The organism is candidate division WOR-3 bacterium (genome assembly GCA_039801085.1).
Lineage (GTDB): Bacteria > Hydrothermota > Tepidihabitantia > Tepidihabitantales > Tepidihabitantaceae > JAOABP01.
The window spans coordinates 362064-380785 of sequence record JBDRTY010000002.1 but is presented as its reverse complement, the minus strand read 5'-3'; the positions used below and the strand labels follow the sequence as shown (position 1 = coordinate 380785).

At 56.1% G+C, this 18722-nt stretch carries 16 protein-coding genes and 1 tRNA gene; 4 read left to right on the top strand and 13 right to left on the bottom strand.

The genetic code is table 11. The features are described from left to right. Window positions 1-94: 94 nt before the first annotated feature. The 3 genes from ABIK48_06035 to ABIK48_06025 form a co-directional block, all read right to left on the bottom strand. Complete coding sequence (locus ABIK48_06035; protein ID MEO0021718.1) at window positions 95-1909, bottom strand: PQQ-binding-like beta-propeller repeat protein; 1815 nt, start codon at window positions 1907-1909, stop codon at window positions 95-97. Window positions 1910-1930: 21 nt separating this feature from the next. Further along, the gene (locus tag ABIK48_06030) at window positions 1931-2983 is read right to left on the bottom strand and encodes a hypothetical protein (GenBank protein ID MEO0021717.1); all 1053 of its coding nucleotides are present in this window, start codon (window positions 2981-2983) and stop codon (window positions 1931-1933) included. A 1134-nt stretch (window positions 2984-4117) separates the two neighbouring features. Beyond that, window positions 4118-4393 carry a T9SS type A sorting domain-containing protein gene (locus ABIK48_06025; GenBank protein MEO0021716.1) on the bottom strand — a complete coding sequence of 92 codons (276 nt, stop codon included), beginning with the start codon at window positions 4391-4393 and terminating at the stop codon, window positions 4118-4120. 181 nt (window positions 4394-4574) lie between these two features. Between ABIK48_06025 and surE the strand changes: the two genes are divergently transcribed. Then, window positions 4575-5330, top strand: a complete 756-nt coding sequence (surE, locus tag ABIK48_06020; GenBank protein ID MEO0021715.1) for a 5'/3'-nucleotidase SurE — start codon at window positions 4575-4577, stop codon at window positions 5328-5330. On the opposite strand, the gene ABIK48_06015 is transcribed toward surE, so the two are convergent. From ABIK48_06015 to ABIK48_05990, 6 genes are all read right to left on the bottom strand, one after another. Then, a complete protein-coding gene (locus ABIK48_06015; protein ID MEO0021714.1) occupies window positions 5320-7251 on the bottom strand; it encodes a PQQ-binding-like beta-propeller repeat protein in 1932 nt (643 codons plus the stop codon). The two genes, surE and ABIK48_06015, sit on opposite strands and share 11 nt — an antisense overlap. Further along, complete coding sequence (locus tag ABIK48_06010) at window positions 7248-8912, bottom strand: SpoIVB peptidase S55 domain-containing protein (GenBank protein ID MEO0021713.1); 1665 nt, start codon at window positions 8910-8912, stop codon at window positions 7248-7250. The genes ABIK48_06015 and ABIK48_06010 overlap by 4 nt, the downstream gene beginning before the upstream one ends. A gap of 37 nt (window positions 8913-8949) precedes the next feature. After that, complete coding sequence (locus ABIK48_06005; protein MEO0021712.1) at window positions 8950-9531, bottom strand: thiamine-phosphate synthase family protein; 582 nt, start codon at window positions 9529-9531, stop codon at window positions 8950-8952. 82 nt (window positions 9532-9613) lie between these two features. Continuing rightward, window positions 9614-10195, bottom strand: a complete 582-nt coding sequence (locus ABIK48_06000) for a hypothetical protein (GenBank protein ID MEO0021711.1) — start codon at window positions 10193-10195, stop codon at window positions 9614-9616. Between the two features lie 96 nt (window positions 10196-10291). After that, the gene (locus ABIK48_05995; GenBank protein MEO0021710.1) at window positions 10292-11131 is read right to left on the bottom strand and encodes a GNAT family N-acetyltransferase; all 840 of its coding nucleotides are present in this window, start codon (window positions 11129-11131) and stop codon (window positions 10292-10294) included. A 2-nt stretch (window positions 11132-11133) separates the two neighbouring features. Beyond that, a complete protein-coding gene (locus ABIK48_05990) occupies window positions 11134-12810 on the bottom strand; it encodes a tetratricopeptide repeat protein (GenBank protein MEO0021709.1) in 1677 nt (558 codons plus the stop codon). 158 nt (window positions 12811-12968) lie between these two features. Here ABIK48_05990 and ABIK48_05985 point away from each other — a divergent pair, with 158 nt between their 5' ends. The 3 genes from ABIK48_05985 to ABIK48_05975 all read left to right on the top strand — a co-directional run bounded on the left by ABIK48_05985 (window position 12969) and on the right by ABIK48_05975 (window position 16001). Next, entirely contained in the window at window positions 12969-14921 is a 1953-nt protein-coding gene (locus ABIK48_05985; protein ID MEO0021708.1) for a T9SS type A sorting domain-containing protein, read from the top strand. Between the two features lie 10 nt (window positions 14922-14931). Next, window positions 14932-15026 (top strand) — tRNA-Sec (locus ABIK48_05980). Window positions 15027-15053: 27 nt separating this feature from the next. Beyond that, window positions 15054-16001, top strand: coding sequence for a hypothetical protein (locus ABIK48_05975; GenBank protein ID MEO0021707.1), 948 nt, complete (start codon window positions 15054-15056; stop codon window positions 15999-16001). On the opposite strand, the gene tsaB is transcribed toward ABIK48_05975, so the two are convergent. The 4 genes from tsaB to ABIK48_05955 are packed head-to-tail and all read right to left on the bottom strand — an operon-like array spanning window position 15984 to window position 18712. Further along, window positions 15984-16709 carry a tRNA (adenosine(37)-N6)-threonylcarbamoyltransferase complex dimerization subunit type 1 TsaB gene (tsaB, locus tag ABIK48_05970; protein MEO0021706.1) on the bottom strand — a complete coding sequence of 242 codons (726 nt, stop codon included), beginning with the start codon at window positions 16707-16709 and terminating at the stop codon, window positions 15984-15986. The genes ABIK48_05975 and tsaB overlap by 18 nt on opposite strands. Continuing rightward, window positions 16682-17218 (bottom strand): NYN domain-containing protein, encoded by a 537-nt coding sequence (locus ABIK48_05965; GenBank protein MEO0021705.1) that lies wholly within the window; start codon window positions 17216-17218, stop codon window positions 16682-16684. The genes tsaB and ABIK48_05965 overlap by 28 nt, the downstream gene beginning before the upstream one ends. Then, window positions 17211-17951 (bottom strand): type III pantothenate kinase, encoded by a 741-nt coding sequence (locus ABIK48_05960; GenBank protein MEO0021704.1) that lies wholly within the window; start codon window positions 17949-17951, stop codon window positions 17211-17213. Before ABIK48_05960 ends, ABIK48_05965 begins: the two co-directional genes overlap by 8 nt. Further along, a complete protein-coding gene (locus tag ABIK48_05955; GenBank protein MEO0021703.1) occupies window positions 17948-18712 on the bottom strand; it encodes a biotin--[acetyl-CoA-carboxylase] ligase in 765 nt (254 codons plus the stop codon). The genes ABIK48_05960 and ABIK48_05955 overlap by 4 nt, the downstream gene beginning before the upstream one ends. Between the last annotated feature and the right edge of the window lie 10 nt (window positions 18713-18722).

Below are 18722 nucleotides of genomic sequence, written 5' to 3'. Positions count from 1 at the left end.
ATTAATCCTGCCCGAACCTCAGCGGGTGTCAAAATCTGCGGTAAAAAAAGCGGGCAGAGGATATCCTCTGCCCGCTGTCTTATTCGCCCTTGTGCTATTTCTTACCGGTGTTGTAGAGGTCCTTCTGCCACTTGGGCCAGGGTGCACCGGTATGGAGTGTGCCATCGCTGTAACCGAGCACGCAGTACATATAGTTCTCGCCGACCACAATGATATTACCATTGGGTGCAATCGTCAGGCTCGGATTGGAACCCACCTCCAGCCGCCGTGGTCCGGAATGCCGGGCTCTGCCCCCAACCTGCAGGAAGCACTGTGCGGTCCAGATCCAGGCACCATCGGTCTGGCTGATGCAGTAGAGGTTATCATCATCATCCATGAAGTAGAGATAACCGTTGGCTGCCAGTGCCGGTGAACCGACTACGCTGTTCGGGCAGGTGGTGTTGGTCCAAGCGGTCTGACCGTCAGCCAGATTCAGCGCCACCAGTTTACCGAGTCCGGTGCCCACATACAGCCGGGTAACACCAACCGCCATGCCGGAAATTCCTGCCGGGTCAACCATCTGGGTCCACCGGATCGAACCATTTTCGTTCACGGCGGTTACATAGCCCGAGTCATCACCAACATAGATTACCCCCGCCTCATCCAGCACCGGTGAGGTCAGCGCAGTGCCCTGCCGGATGGTCAGCACTGTATCCAGCGCCAGAGTTGGGGTAAACCGGTAGAGCATACCGTTCTCCAAGGCAACGATCACATTGCCCGAACGGTCAATCACCGGTGCCCCGCTCACCGGCGCCGGCAGGGCATAGGCACCCAGACGCGAGCAGGAGCTGACCGCATCCTGCAGGTAGTAAAGCGTATCTGCATCGCTGGCGATATAAATCTTGTCACCGTTGATCGCTGGCGTACCCCAGCCCGGATTGACGGTGTCGGTCGGACTCCAGCTCCATGCCCGGTTCAGATTTGAGGCATTGAGCGCATACAGGAAGGCATCATCCGAACCGATGATGATATGGCCCGTTGACTGACAGTATGCGGGATGGCCGTTGTAGTAATAGTCATCCGGGTCAGTCCCGCGCGGTGAACTCGCCTGAGATTGCTTCCTGCCGCTGCCCATCCGCACTGAATAGATATACCCGTCTTCGCAATAGGTGTAGATCAGTGTGTCCACAATCACCGGGGATGCAACCGGCGGCTCCGAATCCTCAGTTGGACCGACAAACGCCCAGAGCACTCTGCCGGCAAGACCGATGATGATCTTGGACGAATCCGGATCGCTCTCCGAACGCTTCCAGTCCCGTGCCTTGATCTTCACCCAGAAAGTATCAACCTGGTCATATTTGTGATAAACGGTCACTGTCTCACCGGAAGCAACCCGCTGGTCAGTAAACCACTTCTTGGTGCCGTCGCCAAAATCAAAATAGAACTCAATTGAATCGTTTTCCGGATCAACTGCGCTCGCCTTGAATTCGGTTTCCACATTCTTGGCACTCATCGGCGGAACGCTAAACCAGACCAGCTGCGGCGGGCTGTTCGGCAGCACCCGGATTGACTTCGATTCGGAAAACTCCGAAATCTTGGTTGGGTCCTCATCCAGATATGCCGCCACCTTGAACGAGAAGGTGCCGGTCTGAGTCCATTTCGGATAGATATAGGTGGTATCACCGCTCGTCGTCACATCTGAGGTGTCCATCCGGTTGTCCGGCTGACCGAGGTCAACCACATACCGGACATCCTTGTTACCGGGTGCGGTACAGAAAACCCGGACAGGTGTTGTCGCATTAATCCAGGTTGATTCCGGTGCCGATGCAATCACCGGCGTTGATGGCGCCTTGGACTTCGGGCAACCGAGCCCGAGCAGTGCCAAGATCACCGCTGCGGCAACCAGCGGTAACATGTTTTTGCTCTTCATTTCTCTCCTCCTTCTTTCTTTTTAGAGCTCACAGCCGCGATCGAAAGTAACCACCGGCCCGTGAAAATAGCCCGATTCCGGAAGCCGGTAGAAACCACCCTTGCCATCTTCAAAATAGAAGTAGTAATTATGAAACGCCCCGGGATAAAGTCTGGTCCGGAAACGGTAGAGCCCGGAGTACTTTTTGCCGAATACCCGCTGCATCAGATGGGGCTGACCGTTGATATACACCTCAGCCCGTGCTGGCGGGTCATTGTCCGGATCCCGGTATTCAACATAATAGGTAAAAACCGTTCCCCGGTCGCCGGCTGAGGGATCAACCTTCTGCCACACCAAACGCGGCCCCTCATTAACACACTCATTCACCTTCGGCCCGTGAATCACGCCATATGCCGGATGAAGCTGACAACTGCCACACTGATCAACCCCGGCAAAATAATAGAAATGGTTTCCCGGGGACAGTTTTGTCTGATAATAGTAGATCCCATCTGCCGGTTCACCCTGCAGCAGCTCCATATCGTGCCAGATGCCATCAATATTCACTCTGACCGCCCTGGGTTTCACACCATCCTTGTCCTGATACCGGACGGTGAAAGTATAAACCCCGGTTCCGGTAGTAAAATCCTCCTGATATCCGCCATTGGTCAGCACCGGTATTCTGTTATAAACTTCCTTCCCCTTGCCCACATATGGTCCGGGCTTGGCGCCGTAACGGGGATACCGCTCATAAAAACCGTTAATGTCCTCAGCATAAAAATAATAACTGTGCTCACCGGCAGGCAGTGTCAGCCGCGCCTGATAGAGACCACTGGCAGCCTTACCCTTGACCAGTCGCATCGGATAGGCGATGCCATCAATGTAAATCTCAACCTTGGCGGGCGGGTCATTGTCCGGGTCGGAATAGCGCACCCGGGCGAGATAGGCATTTCGGGAACTGCCCTGCAGTGGTATCAGCTGCGGACTGCACAGACACGGACGGTGATTAACCTCCGCTGCGGTTACCGGCAGAACTGATACCAGAATTGTCAACAGGATTACGGGAGCTGCCGCAAAAGCAACATGCTCTTTGCGCATTATTCCTCCTTTTTTTCATACGCAGCCACTTCAGGTAAATTATAAAAAGTCAAACCCCTCTGTCAAGCAAAAGATAGACCGCGACCGGCTTTGTCAGACTCATCATTCCGGGACCTGACTGCCCGATTCAGCGATCCGACGAAGCTGTTTCTGTTTATATCCAAATCTGCATTGTGATCGGCCAGAAAACCAGAACGTCTGAACTTGTTTTTATTGACTGCGAGTGAAGCCCCGGACCTGAAACCGTTCTCCACAAAACAGCACCACCCAGACCGGAATCGCCCCTCGCTGGTATTAACCCCACCCTCGGGGGAACTGCCGGGGGGATAGACCGCCACAGGGTCCAATTCGCCAAGACATTGAAAAGTTTTAACTTACACCGAACACCCAGCCATCGGATTTCCTGATTGCAGATTACATTGATCAATTGATCAAAAAATTCCTTCGGCAGGCCCGGAATGACAAAAGAGTGCAGGTCATTTCGAGCGCAGCCCCGAAGGGGCGAAGTCGAGAAATCTCTGAAAAGGGATTCCTCGACTCGGCTTACGCCTCGCTCGGAATGACGGGGAAAATGGTCATTTCGACCGGACGACGCCGAGGCACATTTTTTCAGTCATTTCGACCGGAGCCCGAAGGGCGGAGTGGAGAAATCCCTCAAAAGAGATTCCTCGACAGGCTCGGAATGACAGAGGGGCGCAGGGTCATTTCGAGCGCAGCCCCGAAGGGGCGAAGTCGAGAAATCTCTGAAAAGGGATTCCTCGACTCCGTTTCACTCCGCTCGGAATGACAGAAGGGGGGACAAGCTCGGAATGACTAAAGGAACTGTCATTTCGACTGGAGCGAAGCGGAATGGAGAAATCCCTCAAAGGAGATTCCTCGGCTCGGCTTACGCCTCGCTCAGAATGACAGAAGGGAGGAGCGATTCCTCGACTCGCCTTTGGCTCGCTCGGAATGACGGGGAAAATGGTCATTTCGACCGGACGACGCCGAGGCATATTTTTTTCAGTCATTTCGACCGGAACCCGAACGCACCCCCTCCAGTCATTTCGACCGGAGCCCGAAGGGCGGAGTGGAGAAATCCCTTGAAAACAAAAGCGGGGGGCGATATCGCCCCCCGCAATCCGTTCGCAGTCGCTACTGGACGATGAGCTTCTGGCTTGCGCTCTGTCCTGCCGCCTCGAACTTCACGAGGTAGATGCCAGCAGACAGCTGCCGCAGATCCAGGCTCCGGGTACCGGTGCCCTGCGCCACAAAGCCGAACTCCGCAACCGTCCGACCCGTGACATCAAACACCTTCACCCGCGCCGCACCCGCCTGCGGCACACTGTAGGAGAGCAGACCATAGCCCTTCACCAGCGGATTGGGCGTCAGCGCAAAGCCGAACCGTGCCGGCGTCACCGTCTGACCCATCACACCCGAACGCTCGGGCGCGGAGACCGGTGGTTATTATGTTTTTTACCCTGAAACCCGCAATTCAGACCTTAAGCGACGAATCCAAACCTTTAACGATACTAATTTTTATTCTATCTGTCAATTTTCAACAAGACATCAGGTTGACCTTCGCTGTCGTGCCATTAAAATCTCACCGTCAATGGAAAGACCGCTTCTCGTCCTGACCAATGACGACGGCATTGATGCCCCGGGAATAAAGGACCTTTTTACCGCCACCCGGGGTCTGGGCAGAAGGTTTGTGGTCGCACCGGCAACCAACCAGTCGGCTGCCAGCCACTCCTTCAGCCTGCGCAAACCGCTCGTGGTCCAGCGGCGCAAACCCGGCTGGTATGCGGTTGCCGGCACTCCGACCGACTGCGTCCTCATCGCCCACCACGGCATCTTCCGGAGGTCGATTGACCTGGTAGTCTCCGGAATCAACGACAGCCCGAACCTCGGTGATGATGTCCTCTATTCCGGCACAGTTGCCGCTGCCATCGAGGCTGCCCTGCTCGGCATTCCGGCAATCGCCCTGTCCTATCTCCGTACCGGCGAGAACCTGCCCGCCATCCGCCGGCTGCTTTTTGTCCTGGTACCGCTTTTACTTGACGGACTTCTGCCTCATAAGTGCCTGCTCAATATCAACATTCCGGCAGGAGAGATCAGGGGGATCAGGGTGACACGCCTGGGACACCGGATTTACCGTGATATGGCAATTCGCAAGCGACTGCCCGATGGCGGCCTGTGCTACACGATTGACGGTGAAATGGACTTCAAGGCGACCCGGGGCTCAGATTTTGAAGCGGTCTATGCCGGGTTTATCTCCGTAACCCCGCTCCATCTTGACATGACCCATCATTACGAGGTCCGCCGGCTGGAGCGGGCATTCAAGAAGCTGGACTGGTTTAACGGTTGACCGTCAGCTGGCGGACGGCAACATTCCCCTGGCCGTCAACCGCCCAGACCGCCACCGTATTCAATCCGGGCTTCAACTCCACCGCACTCGAGAACCGCTCGCTCAATCCGTCAAAGATCGTGTCCTCCGGTATCACCGGTACCCAGGACCCGGAATTGACCGCAATCCGGCAGGCGGCAAGCGGTGATGTGGCATCGGTCACGGTCCACTGCGCCCGGTTGCCGGAAATTCTGATCTCGGAAATCACTGGCGGTGTATTGTCAATGAGAAACGGCGGACTCTCCCTTTCTGCTGTCTGCGCCTCATCAGCACCGTGATCCGGTGCATCCGAGACAATAACCTTAATCCGGTACCAGCCGTCGGGCAGCGTCCTGGTGTCAAGCTCATAACGACTCTCGGTCAACTCTCCCTTCAAAACCAGCCAGTCCGCTCCGCCTTCCGGTCTGAGCAGCAATTGATAAAGCAGTGAATCGCCATCCGGATCGGAAACATCAAAGGTGATCTGCCGTCTCGGCTGAGCGTTACCACGCCGGACCTCATTTTCTGCCGGTGTGCTGATATCAAGCCGGCTGATGACCGGTGTCCGGTTGACCGGTTGATAATAAAGATCAACCCGCTCCAGCGCCGGTGTTGCCGCGCGGTAACTGGTAGCAAATTTTGCCCGCCACTGGATGAACCGCGCCGGTGGCGAAACTACCCGTTCCCGCACCGGCATCCAGCTGCTCCAGAGTGAATCCGGCTCTTCGGCATTCCCGGAACGGGTCTCGAAGCCGACTTCGGTTCCAGCCGGGGTGTGCAGCCGCGGCACCATTCTGCCGAACCGCGCCACCGTCTGACAGTCATATACCGGACTGGTGAAATAACCGGAATCGGCATAGCTGGAAGTTAACCGGTAAACTGCCGCCGGATTGCCGGTGCCGAAGTAAAGTTCCCGATCGCGGACCGCAGTCACCAGCAGCTGGGGCTCCTCCATCCGGGCAAGGACCCCTGCTCTGCCCAGTGTGTCCAGTGCATAAATCAGCCCGCGGTTACCGGTGAAAACCAGCAGCCGGTCGCCAAAGCTCACCAGGCTGAATATGGTTGACTCCGGACACTGCCACTGCCACCGGACCAGCCCCTCGGAATTGAGCGCATAAACTGTGGGCTGACCACCGCTCTGACTCTCAGTTCCGGGGTTTGCTGCCAGATAAATCTGTCTGCCCCTGACCGTCACCGCCCGGACCTCCTCCAGCGGCGTGTCGTAGAGCACCGCGGCGCTGGTGAGGCTGCCATCCGGTGCCAGTCGCAACCGGTAAAGTGTGCCGGCGGGTGCGGTGCCGGCGAGCAGCTCCTCTCCGGGCCTGAGCCAGCTGAGGGTGGTGATGTGAGCGGATGGTGCGGTAAACACCGTTTTCGTTCTTCCCTCGGGCCCGATCAGGTAAAGCCGGCCGTTCGGACCGGTAGCGCAGAGAATTGCTCTCCCGGGACCGGAGATCAGGCTGTGAATATAAACCTCACCGGTATTGACGAAGGTATCACTTTTGCCATCCGGAAGCAGGCGCCAGACGATTCCCTGCGGTGAAGTGCCAAAGTACACCTGATTATCCTGCACCAGCACTGCCAATATCTGCCCCTCCTCACCGGAGAAAACCGGCACCAGCTGGCGCCGCTGGAGATTGAACCGGTAAAGCCGGCTCTGGTTACCGGTGCCGATATACAGATTACCGCTGCGGTCCGGAGCGATACTCCAGATAACCGCATCCTCCAGCTGAGTAAGCGGCTCCACCGCACTGCTTAAGCGAATCTCACCTTCAGCCGGCAGATAGACATTTTGCAACTCAATCTCGTCTATCCGCGGAAACAGACTCTCATCCGGCATAAATGTCCAGACCGCAGCCATTAACTGCGTGTAAAATAATACCATCAGCCCAACCGGTTTCATTTGACCTCCACTTCGATGGTTGCCGAACCGATGACCACCCGTTCCAGCGGCACGATCGTTTTGAACAGCCGGCTTGCCGGAACAGGCCGGACCTCGCCGAGCGAACGGGGCACACCGAGCACCCGCTGAATTGACGGCGGCGCCTGCGGCAGCTCCGCCTGATTATCAAGTCTCAAACCCGGTTTCCGGACATAGCCGGCAATCACCAGCTCATCCTCCCGTCCCGATTCCCCCAATAGCCTCAGCAGTCCGTCGAGAGTTTTCGGCTGGGCTAACTCACCCGCATCACCCAGCTCCTGATTCAGAAAATCGTCCCGGCTGGTGAGCGTCAGCGTGAGCGGACCCGGCGATGCTGCGGGTGGTACTGTCAGCGTCACCCTTTTTTCCGTCTCCTCGCCGCGGTAGTCACGCAGCCGGAGAAGGATGCCGAATGTATCGCCTGGCTGCACCCGGCTCCGCTCCGACCGGGCGGAAATCAGCTGGCAGATGCGCCGGCCCGGGTGAAATTTAAGTTCTGCTTCAACCGCGCGCAGACTTACCGGCTCAATCGGATTTCCGAACAGCAGTGCCAGCTCGGCACTGAACTTTTCCATCATCTGGGAAAGCGGTTCGGTCCCGCTGAACAGATGGCGGACTTCCACCCGGTTTCTGCCCTGCCGCTCGAAAACCAGCTGCACCCGGGTCTCAAGCGCATAATCCTCCATCATGCCCTCAGTCTGCAGCACCGTCTGAATCAGCCCGACCGGCAGAAAATCCGGGGTGAGCTGCTCATGGTCCGCAACCCGGAACCGGTAGGAGTCATCGGTAACCGGAGATTGAATATGTACCCGCACTGGAATCATCGGTGCTTCCGGTCCGATGATACCGCTGATTCCGGTCAGCCGGTCCTGATTGACTACACCTACCGGTTTTGACGGCGAAAACAGCTTTGCGGAAATGTTCAGTGAAGGCAGAACCGAATGAATTCTGCCACCGGTCAGCGGCAGTCGGACCGCACCGGCAAGAAACATCGGATGACCGAAGGCTAAGATCCGGTTGCCATCCCGGGCGGTGATTGTGCCGATCGCTGCTGCCCGGACATCACCATCAATCAGCGCCACCCCCACCGCTCCGCCCGGCACCAGCTCCGCAGTATCATCACCGCCGGCAATCCCGCCGGCAACCGGCACCAGTCCATGCCGGCTGAGCACTGGTGCCACCAGTGCCTCCAGCCGGGAAGAAAAACCCGAGAGTGCAAGCGGTACCGCAGGCAGATTCAGCTCTGAACGGTAACCGGAACCGAGCGGTCGGACCGCACCGGTTTTCACCGTATCCGGCAGTTCCCAGATCTTCAGCATCTCGCCCGCCGGGGTAATACCGGCAATCGGCTCCTTGGCAAACGCCCAGGCATAGGCAACCGCCCCCACCAGCCGGCCGTCGATATACACCGGACTGCCCGACATGCCGGCAATCACACCGGTCTGCTCCAGCCCGGCACCGGAAAGCCGGGCAAGAATGATATCACCCCGGGGCGTAGTCCGGTGCATGACATCAATAATCTCCACCTGAAACGGCTCGGGCTTGGTACCGGAAAACACTGAATACCCTGTACCCTTCATTCCCGGCTTGAGCGAATCCACCGGCATGATCGGCAGTGCCGGATAAACAGCTCGGCAAGCCATTACCAGTAAGAGCAATATGCGAAACCTGAACCTCATATTATACCGACTGATGGTAAATCCGGGCGATATCCACGAGCCGCCGGGCAACAACGACCGGCTCGGGTCCCAGCAGAATGAACATCGGCTCCTTGCCCCACCCGGCGGTCTCACTCACAATTTCCGGCACGATACCGCCGGTTGACTGCAGAACCTGCTCCACCTTCCAGGGTGCGGACATCCGATCTTTGCCCAGAAGCTCCTCCGGCTCTCTCGTCCGGTCAATTACCCCGATTCTGAACCCGTGCTCTCCTGCCCATTTTTCCACCAGCATTCTGATCCGCTCGTTCCAGCGGAAATTCACTGCTGAACGCACTTCAGGGTCAAAACGGCGCAGCTCCAGGACAAAACGGGCAAGATGATCCGAAGCCCCAAACCGGACCGGACCGGCTGCCTTCGGGCGACTGTTGACCACGGTAATTCTGCCATCAACCGCTGCAACATCAGCTGGGGTGCTGGCATCAGCCCGGGCAAAAACGATATTCGTCCGGACTTCCGGAATAAGCGGAACAAACTCAGCACAGTCCTCAATCAGCTGCACCGCCTGATTTAACTTTTGAATTATTACATCAGGTTCGGACATTGATTGAATGATTACCCCCGGCCGAAACAGCCAAGGCTGGTAACACCAGCCCCGTGAATCTCAGGATTACAATTCCCCGCGCTCACTGATGAATCTCCCCCTCAGTTCCTCCCCGGATCGCCGCCGCCACCGTCGCCCGGATTTCCTTGAGCTCCTTCATATTGAGAAATGTCACCCCCAGACCGAGCGTTGGCGGACGCCAGCGGACACCGGACAGGATGCTCATGATCTCCACTCGCTCAATCGGCCGGTACTGCTTGAGAAAATCCTCATCAAGCAGATCATACAGATTCTGCCAGCCGACCGGGGTCAGCTTGGGCGTGGAACCGACCAGCAGAATTCCATCCGCCTTCAGACCGAGGGAAACCGCATCCCGGAAATAGTTCAACAGTGCAATCCGGTTCTGGGGCTCGGAAATAAACCAGGCACCCTTGAGCCCGGGATCATACGCCAGATAAATCTCCTGTGTGCCATATACGGAGCGGAAATTCTGCGGCAGTGGCGTTTTGTTCGCAAAGGCATTGTCATAGAAGTTCTTCAGCAGTCCGGGGTTGGTCAGTATCTTCTGCGCCGGAACATCAGCAGCAATCCGCTGATAGCCGTAATTTGCCATCACCGCATTCAGCGGATCAGAACCCGTGAAACGGGGAAGCTTATCCAGCATCAGCCCGCACCCGATTTTCGGGCTGAGCCGACGGAAATCAATCTCCAGAGAACGGTTTACCTCCAGCCGCAGTTTTTCAGGAATGACCTCCTCCCTTCATACCGGCCGGACCTTGCGCCGGAAATCCCGGGCTTCCCACTCATCGGTCGCCAGGTGATTCACAAACTGGTCGATGCCGTTACGGCGCAACCAGTAGTTGCCGTTGCCGACGACAATCAGTCCCCGGCGCACCCAGTTGTAAATTGTTGACTCATCCTTGGTCAGCTGAACATAGGTCCGGAAATCGTCCACCGGTTTCAGCGTATCCGTGTCCAGAACAAATGCGATCAGCACGAGCGGAAAGGTCTTGATTACAATCTTGAAACTGGGGGGGAATTCACCCTTTGCCGGCAGCACCTCCAGGCTGACGATGTTGTCCGGCCTCAGCAGCCGGTCAAGATTGAACTCCGGGGTGAAACCCAGCCGGTTGCCGATTACCCCGATCCCAACATTCTGCAGCTCAATGTTTTTCTCCGCCGGCTTCATCAGCCGCATCATCCGGATTTTGAAGAATGCGGACTTCTGAATTGAAAGCAGCTCCCGGAAGATCACATAGGTCATGATTGAGGCGATTCCCTTGCGCCGGTAGCCTTCCTTGACCGCAATGTCCCAGAGGATCACGCCAACCCCGGGTGGATCCCGCTCGATATAGGCCCGGCCGATCTTCTCGCCATCCATGGAAACAAACACATTCGCCTTATTCGGGAAAATTTCGGTAATGATCTCCATCTCCTTATTTGCCAGCGGACCTTCACGGATCAGGATATGAGTATGATCCAGCCAGTCAAATTTTGGCCCGATTCTCCCCGGCTCCCAGACAAACGGCTTCTCCCGGATAAACGCCGACCGGAAAAAATCGCCAATTGCCCGGATAATCGGTAAATCACCCAGTCCCATATTCACCTCAACAGATTAGGGTTCAGCGAAACCGCCCGCTCCAGGGCTTCCACCGCCTTGTCCTTCAACCCCTTATCCCGGTAGGCAATTCCCAGATTATGCCAGGCACCGGCATGCTTGGGGTTAAGTTTTACCGCCTTCTGATAGGCATTGATCGCATTATCCAGTTCCTTCCGCTCATAATAGGCACGCCCGAGGTTGTAATAGGCTGCCACCAGGTTCGGCTCATGTTTTAATGCCTCCCGGTAGCATCCGATCGCCTTGTCGGGCTTCTGCTGTTCGAGATAGAGATTGCCCAGTGCCAGATAGGCTGCGCAGTAATCCGATTTCAGCTCGATCGCCATCTGAAATGCTGCCTCTGCCTGACCCCATGCCTCCATCTTCTCATAGGCAAGACCCATATTATACCACACCTCAGGAAGTTTGGGCGCCAGCTGCACCGCCTTCTTGTAAGCCAGAATCGCATTCCGCCACTGATTCGCCTGTGCATAGGCATTTCCGGCAAGATGGTGCAGTGCCGGTGAATTCGGACAGATCTTCAACCCTTCATTCACGATCCGGATCGCCCGTTCCGGCTGATTCTTGCGCATATAGCAGAGTGCGAGGTCCATATAGGTCTCAACCGAATCCGGCATCAGCTCCAGGACCCGCTGAAAATTCTCAATCGCCCGGTCCCAGTAGGTCTGGGCAAAATACTGCTGGGCGATACTCGCATAGGTCAGCCCCACCAGATCCGAAACTTTCAGCCGCTTACCCGCGGTCAGCGGCTCAAAGGAGAGGGGTGTCTGCCGGGTGGGGTCCCAGTAAACACTCCGGTTGTCAACGATGACCTCAAGAATGATCACCCCGGCATTGAAAACATAGCGCACCTCAAAACCCAGTTTGCCAATCATGATACTGTCCAGCACTGCCAGACCGAGCACATTGCCGGCACCGGGCCGGGTAGACAGGTAGGCATCAACCACCTTGGACAGCAAAAATCCGGTTGGTGCCAGCCGGGACGGCTTCAGCTGCCACAACCGCTCCCTCAATGCCACCAGGAGCCGGAACTGCGGTTCAAATCCGGCTCGCCGGCCATTCAATGTCACCATTTCCAGTGTCTGAGCAACTGCCGGTCCCTCCACAACCTTCTGAAACAGCAGATCAATCTTTCTGCCGTAATTTTCAAATTCGGTCCTCGCGCGCAAACCGGCAACGATCAGCATAATGTATGCCAGTGCCGATGCCTCACCGAACCGGCGGGCGATCAGGTTGAATGCCTCCAGCAGCCGCTCATTGGAATCGGCGATGTTTCGGGGCAGCGCGGCGGGACAGGAATGAATTTCCAGAAACCGCCCGAGCTCCGATGCCGGCAGAATTCCCAGCGCCCGCTGAATCAGTTCTTCCCGCATCCGGGGTTCAAATTTCACCTGATGGAGCTGCTCATGAATCAGCAGCGCCTCCGCATACGCCCGGTTCAATTCCAGCGTCTCGTCCAGCGGATCGGAAACTGAAGGCCTCGGAAACTCAAAAAAGGGACCCTCGCTTTCCATTCCGGTCCTGCCCTCGCGCCAGGCGGACAGCCTAAGCGGATGTATTGGCTGCAGATCCCCAGGATAACGTCCCCGGTTCTGACTCAATAGAAAATCGACAGTCCGGATTGCCTCCTGGAGCACATCTAACCCGATACCGTTTTCCATGCGCTATCTTCTTTAAATACCCTGCACCAAATTTCTTTTACTGGGCATTTTAACATAAACACGGCAGGTTTCAAGTTATTTATGGCTTTAATTGACATCCGGCAGAATGCAGGCTAAAGTTTTATGTATGCACCATAAAATTTGAAAAAGGAGGAAAAATGACCCGCCCAGTACTGTTCCTCGTTATGCTGCTCCCGGCACTTGTCCTGGCTCAACTGGATACCTTCTGGCTGCGAAAAATTGACGGTGGTCCCGGACTCGAAGATGTCTTCTCTGATATGGCAGTTGATGATTCCGGGTATGTTTATATCACCGGTCAGACCGCCAACGCTTCACTCACGACTGACATCTTTGTCCAGAAATACCGCCCTGATGGCACCGTAGTCTGGACCGCGACCTATAACGGCCGGGCAAATCAGGATGATTCGGCATCGGCGCTCGTGGTCGACAGCATCGGCAATGTGTTCGTCTGCGGCTGGACCATGGATACCCTGATGGACATGGATATGATCACCATCAAATACAGCCCGGCGGGACAACTGCTCTGGGCAAAACGCTGGTTCCGTGCCGTTAACCGCGACGATGCCGCCCATGCCCTGGTCCTTGACCGGCTCGGGCGGGTGATCGTCACGGGCTTCTGCTCGGATGCCAGCTATAACATCGACTACTGCACTGTCTGTTATAACGCCCAGACCGGTGACACCTTCTGGGTCCGCTATTACAACCGGGTTCCGGAAAATGACGAGGATATAGCCTACGCCATCTGCGTTGACGATTCCAATAACATCTATGTCACCGGCACCAGCTACGATGACGGCACCGACTACGACATTGCCACCATCCGCTATCGTCCCAATGGAACGCAGACCTGGCTCCGGCGCAAAAACAACTGGCCCTGGGTCGGCGATGACTATGGAATGAAAATTGTCTTTGACCCCGTTACCCGCTCCGTGCTGGTCGCCGGTACGGTCTGGGATGACAATCAGGACTACAACTATTTTACCATGAAGTACCGTGCGACCAGTGGTGACTCGCTCTGGTACCGCACCTACAACCGTTATCCGGCGAATAATGAAGATCTCCTGACCGCACTCGCTCTGGACCCTGCAGGTAATGTCTTTGTCACCGGCACCAGCTTTGACGATGTCACTGACTATGACATCGCCACCGTATCCTACACTGCCTCGGGAATGCCCCGCTGGACTCAGCGTTATGATGCGGACGGATTTGAAGACACCGGTGCTGACATTGCTATTGACTCGCTTAATCAAATTTTCGTCCTCGGCACCGGCGAATCAAGAATCAACCGGATGGATATGACGATTCTGAAATATGATAATGCCGGCACTCCGCTCTATGTCTGGTCCTGGGACAACCCGGCAGCTCACCGTGAAGACTGGGGCTACCGTATTGTGGTACGGGGTCCGAAATATATTTTTGCTGCCGGCACAACGACAGACGACACCGCCAATCAGGATCTGGTGGTGATGAAACTTTATGAAGTTCTCCATGACTTTGCCGTCCGGACACTGCTCACTCCCGAATCACTGTATATCTCCGACACCCTTTACCCCAAAGCAATAATCAGCAACCTGGCAATCAACCCTGACAGCTGCCGTGCCTACCTGAAGATCCAGCCGGGAACCTATATGGACAGCAGCTGGCTGGTCCTGACCCCGGGCGCATTTGATACCGTGCGCTTTGCCCCATTCCTTGCCGAAACCGCCGGCGTCATCACCGTAACCTGCTGGGTTAATCTCGCTGCCGATGAACGCCGGTTTAATGACACTCTGATCCGGACCGCAGTCGTCTGGCAGGAAACGACCGGCCTGGCTGAAAACCGTCCCGCAAACACCCGTCTGGTGGTTACCATCACCCCGAACCCGGTCCGGGCCCAGGCACAGATAAACTTCAATCTGCCTCCCGAACCGGCAGTGACACTCCGGCTCTTTGACCGCACCGGTGCCCTTGTCCAGCAGTTCCCGATTCAGACGGTCAACGGCAAAACCCGCTTCCGGCTGGATTTGAAAAACCTGCCCGCAGGTGTATATTTTCTCAAGGCTGACCGCGTCGATGTCCCGCTGAATGCCAAAGTGGTTATTCAGCACTGAACAGATATGCGGAGGCGGATGGGTGCTGGTGTGCCTGGCGGACTTCAAATCCGTATGGTCGGCGTTAAGCTGACCGGTAGGTTCGATTCCTACCCGCCTCCGCCATATTATTTTACCTGCAGGTGGTTTTAAATGCACCGCCCTCTCCTCATCATTCTAATCCTCAATACAATCTTGATTGCCGAAGTTCCGATTATTCCGGACCGGCTGTCGGTCGACGGCTTACTCTGGTGTTATGGCACATTCTCGCGGGGCGGCGCCAGAGGCTGGTTCAAAAATGCGTTTGAATTCCGACACCGGCAGGCAACTGTGGGACTCACCGGCAAAATTGCACCCCTTGTTTCCAGCCGGCTGGAATTTGACTTCAGCCGGCTGACGCTGCGCGACCTCGCGGTGGAATTCACCTGGCACAGTGGGATGGGTCTGAAGGTGGGCCAGATGCTTCTGCCATTAAGTTTCAACAGCGAAATTCCTGAAGAGCAGCTGAACCTGGAGGAATATTCGCTTCTCTGTTACACGAATATCCTTAAACCCGAAAACCCCCGGGATATCGGTGTGCTCTGCTGGTATCGTTCTGACAGCACAGCTGCTGCTGCGATCCGGGCAATCGCCGGAGTAGTCAATGGCACCGGCCCGAACACCGGGGATAATAACAGCGCCAAGGATATATTTCTCCGGCTGGTATTAAAACCCTGGCATAGCTCCAGCCTCGCACTTGGCACTCGTATCTATTACGGCTGGACTCAGGCTGAAGCGGTCCCATGGCTCGGACTGGGTGCAGAACTCCAGCTAAATCAGGGACCGTTCCTGATTTCGCCGGAAATCGCCCTGCGCCGGTACCAGAATGTCAATGTCCTCGCCGGTGATGTGAAGGTTGAAGCCCGCTTCAATCCTGTTGCCCCGGCACTCTCTTTTGAAATCATCCGCTGGGAAGATGCTAAAATCCAGTGGCGGGTTCTGCCCGGAATCAACATCCTGCCCCACGACCGGCTGAAAATACTCATCGGCTTTCAGTATCACAGCCTGACGGACATCTGGGAATATCAGGCGCTGGTAATTAAATTACAAGCTGCCCTTTAATCGTCCTTCAAGATTAATCTCGGCATCAGTGCGCCGCAGGTAAACCGGTTCCAGTTCGGACAGCCGGTCCGGACCCTCACTTTTTAATAACTCAACCCCGAGCCGGACTATTACCGCCGGCTCTGGCAAACGCACCCCGGAATCCACAAACCTGATTCCCATTGCCGAGAGAACCGGCTTTATAAGTTCACTGCCCTCACCAGCAAGGACCAGCTCACCTGGGGGCTGCCTTTCGGCAACAAGCCTCCCCCAAAAAAGGGCTGCCCCTGCCTGAGGTGAAATCAGAACCTGAGTTCCATGATACAGGGCAGCGTAGAGCTCATTCCGGCGCGCATCCATCACCGCCAGCACCGCACCGCTGCCGGCACCTGCGCTGGCAGCGATCACCTGAAGCGTATTCACCCCCTTGACCGCAATCCCCTTCGGCAGTGCCAGACCCTTGACGGTGCTCAACCCCACTCTCAAACCGGTCCACATTCCCGGACCGATGGTCAGACAGATACCGCTGAGTTGATCCAGCTGCAATCCGGCAGCGTCCAGTGCCCTCCTGATTAAAAGTAACAGCGACTCATTATGGGAAGTCCCGGCGGAACTCCGGGTTTCATATAAAACCGCACCTCCGCTGACCAGCGCCAGGCCGGTCTGAAACCCGCTGGTATCCAGTCCCAGAAAAATATCCTTCACGCGACCGTCGGCGGTGTCTCCCATTCCCGATTCTGCGTCTGTGTCTTGACCGCCCCTTCAATCTCCTCCAGATTGATATATTCGTCACACGCCCGGATCAGCTCAACTGAAGTATACCCCCGGCCGAGTCCGATTGTAATCACCTTCTTCCCCCGCTTGGACAGCCAGTCCACCAGCGCCACAAAGTCACCATCACCGGTAACAAGCACAATCTCATCCAGCCAGTCGCTCATCGAGAGAATCTCCAGCGTGATCTCAATATCCATGTTCGCTTTGATCGTGCCGTCCGGCCGCTCCCGTACCGGCTTGGAAACCACCCGGTATCCCTGAAAGGAAAGGGCATCAATGAGCCGCTGCCGTCGCTCATCGTCCCGACGATAAGGCACAAAGGCAACAAACTTGCAATTCTCCCGCTCCCGGTTGCCGGTAGTAATTACATGACGGATAATCGCATCATACCGCACTTCCTTCCCCTGCCGTTCAAAAGTCTCCTGAATATTCTGGACATCAACAAACACTCCGGTCTTATTCATTCTGCCTCCTGTTGTAATAATATATTTCGGCAAGACCACGGCTTGCCAGATTTTGATCCACAATACTTATTATCTCTCTGAAATGCCGCACAAAATGCCGTATACCGCCCCCGGTCCCGATCACTAGTGGTGACTGCAGTCCCGCTTCACTGGTGATCCGGGACAGAATCAATTTGATCCCTCCAACCAGCAGGAAAAACACGCCCGACTGCATTGCCGGTCCGGTCTGCCGGGACAGAACCCGGGATCGGGGATAAAAATCGATCCGGGGCAGTCTGCCGGTTCCTGCTGCCAGTCCGTTCAGCATCAGCTGGGCACCGGGCAGAATCGGACCGCCAAGAAAAACGCCGGGCATTTTAACCACATTGAAGGTAATGGCAGTGCCAAAATCAATTACAATCAGGTCCTGATGGTAACAACTGAACGCACCGGCTGCGGCGCAGAGCCGGTCTGCTCCCACGAGCCTCCGGTTGTAATGCACCCGGATCGGTACACCAGTCCGGGAATTAAAAAGCATGGTCCGCACCTGCCGGCTCAAAGCCCGGTAGACCGCGAGCGTCTTCTTGGGCACTACCGAAGCCACTGCAGCACCGGTAATTTTTGAGCTCAACCTCAAGTTTGCCAGCACCTGCTCAAGCCGGCTCGTCGGCACAACCCTAGACCGGACCAGACACTGTCCTTCAAAAAACGCCAGCCGGCTGTTGGTATTACCGATAATTACCGTCAATATCATCTCAACTGTCTCACCTGTCCCGAGCTCAGCACCACCAGCCTGCCGGAATCACTCCGCAGCACAATCCTGCCCTCATCATCAATATCAATCACTGTGCCCAGGTGCCGGCGCAAGAGCGTTTTCACCTCAACCCGGTGATTTATAACCGCACTCCGCTGCCGAATCTCTTCCCAGACCGGCTGGGAATTTCCCTTCTTCATCTGGGTCAGGAGCTGGGAAAACTCCTCCAGAAACAGATCCAGCAATCGCATCTTGTCACATGCCTGCCCGTAAACGCTAAACAGTGAACCCGCTTCCGGCAGATTTTCCGGCAGCTGGTGCTGATTAACATTCACCCCAACACCAACCACCACTGCCTGTCCCCTTTGTTCGCACAGGATACCGGCAACCTTTTTATTACTGATCACCACATCATTAGGCCAGCGCAGCATCGCTGGCGGTTTTGCGGTCTGAATACCCAGTTCAATTGCCCGACAGAGCGCGAGTCCGGCAATCTGGGTGACAGCAGCCGGCTGCGGGAAACCGGACTCAGTGAACAGCAAAAGCGAAAAGATCAGACTGTCCTCATCGGCGAACCAGCGCCGGCGAAACCTGCCCCTGCCTTTTGTCTGCCGCCGGGCAACAACCACCGCTGGCTCTTTCCGCGCCGCCAGACTGAACGCATAATCATTTGTCGAACCAACCGTATCCAGCAGATACACCCGGCCGAAACGCGTAAGCCGTGCAAGCAGTTCTCCGGCAATTGTCTGCTCCGCTGCCAAATTACACCCC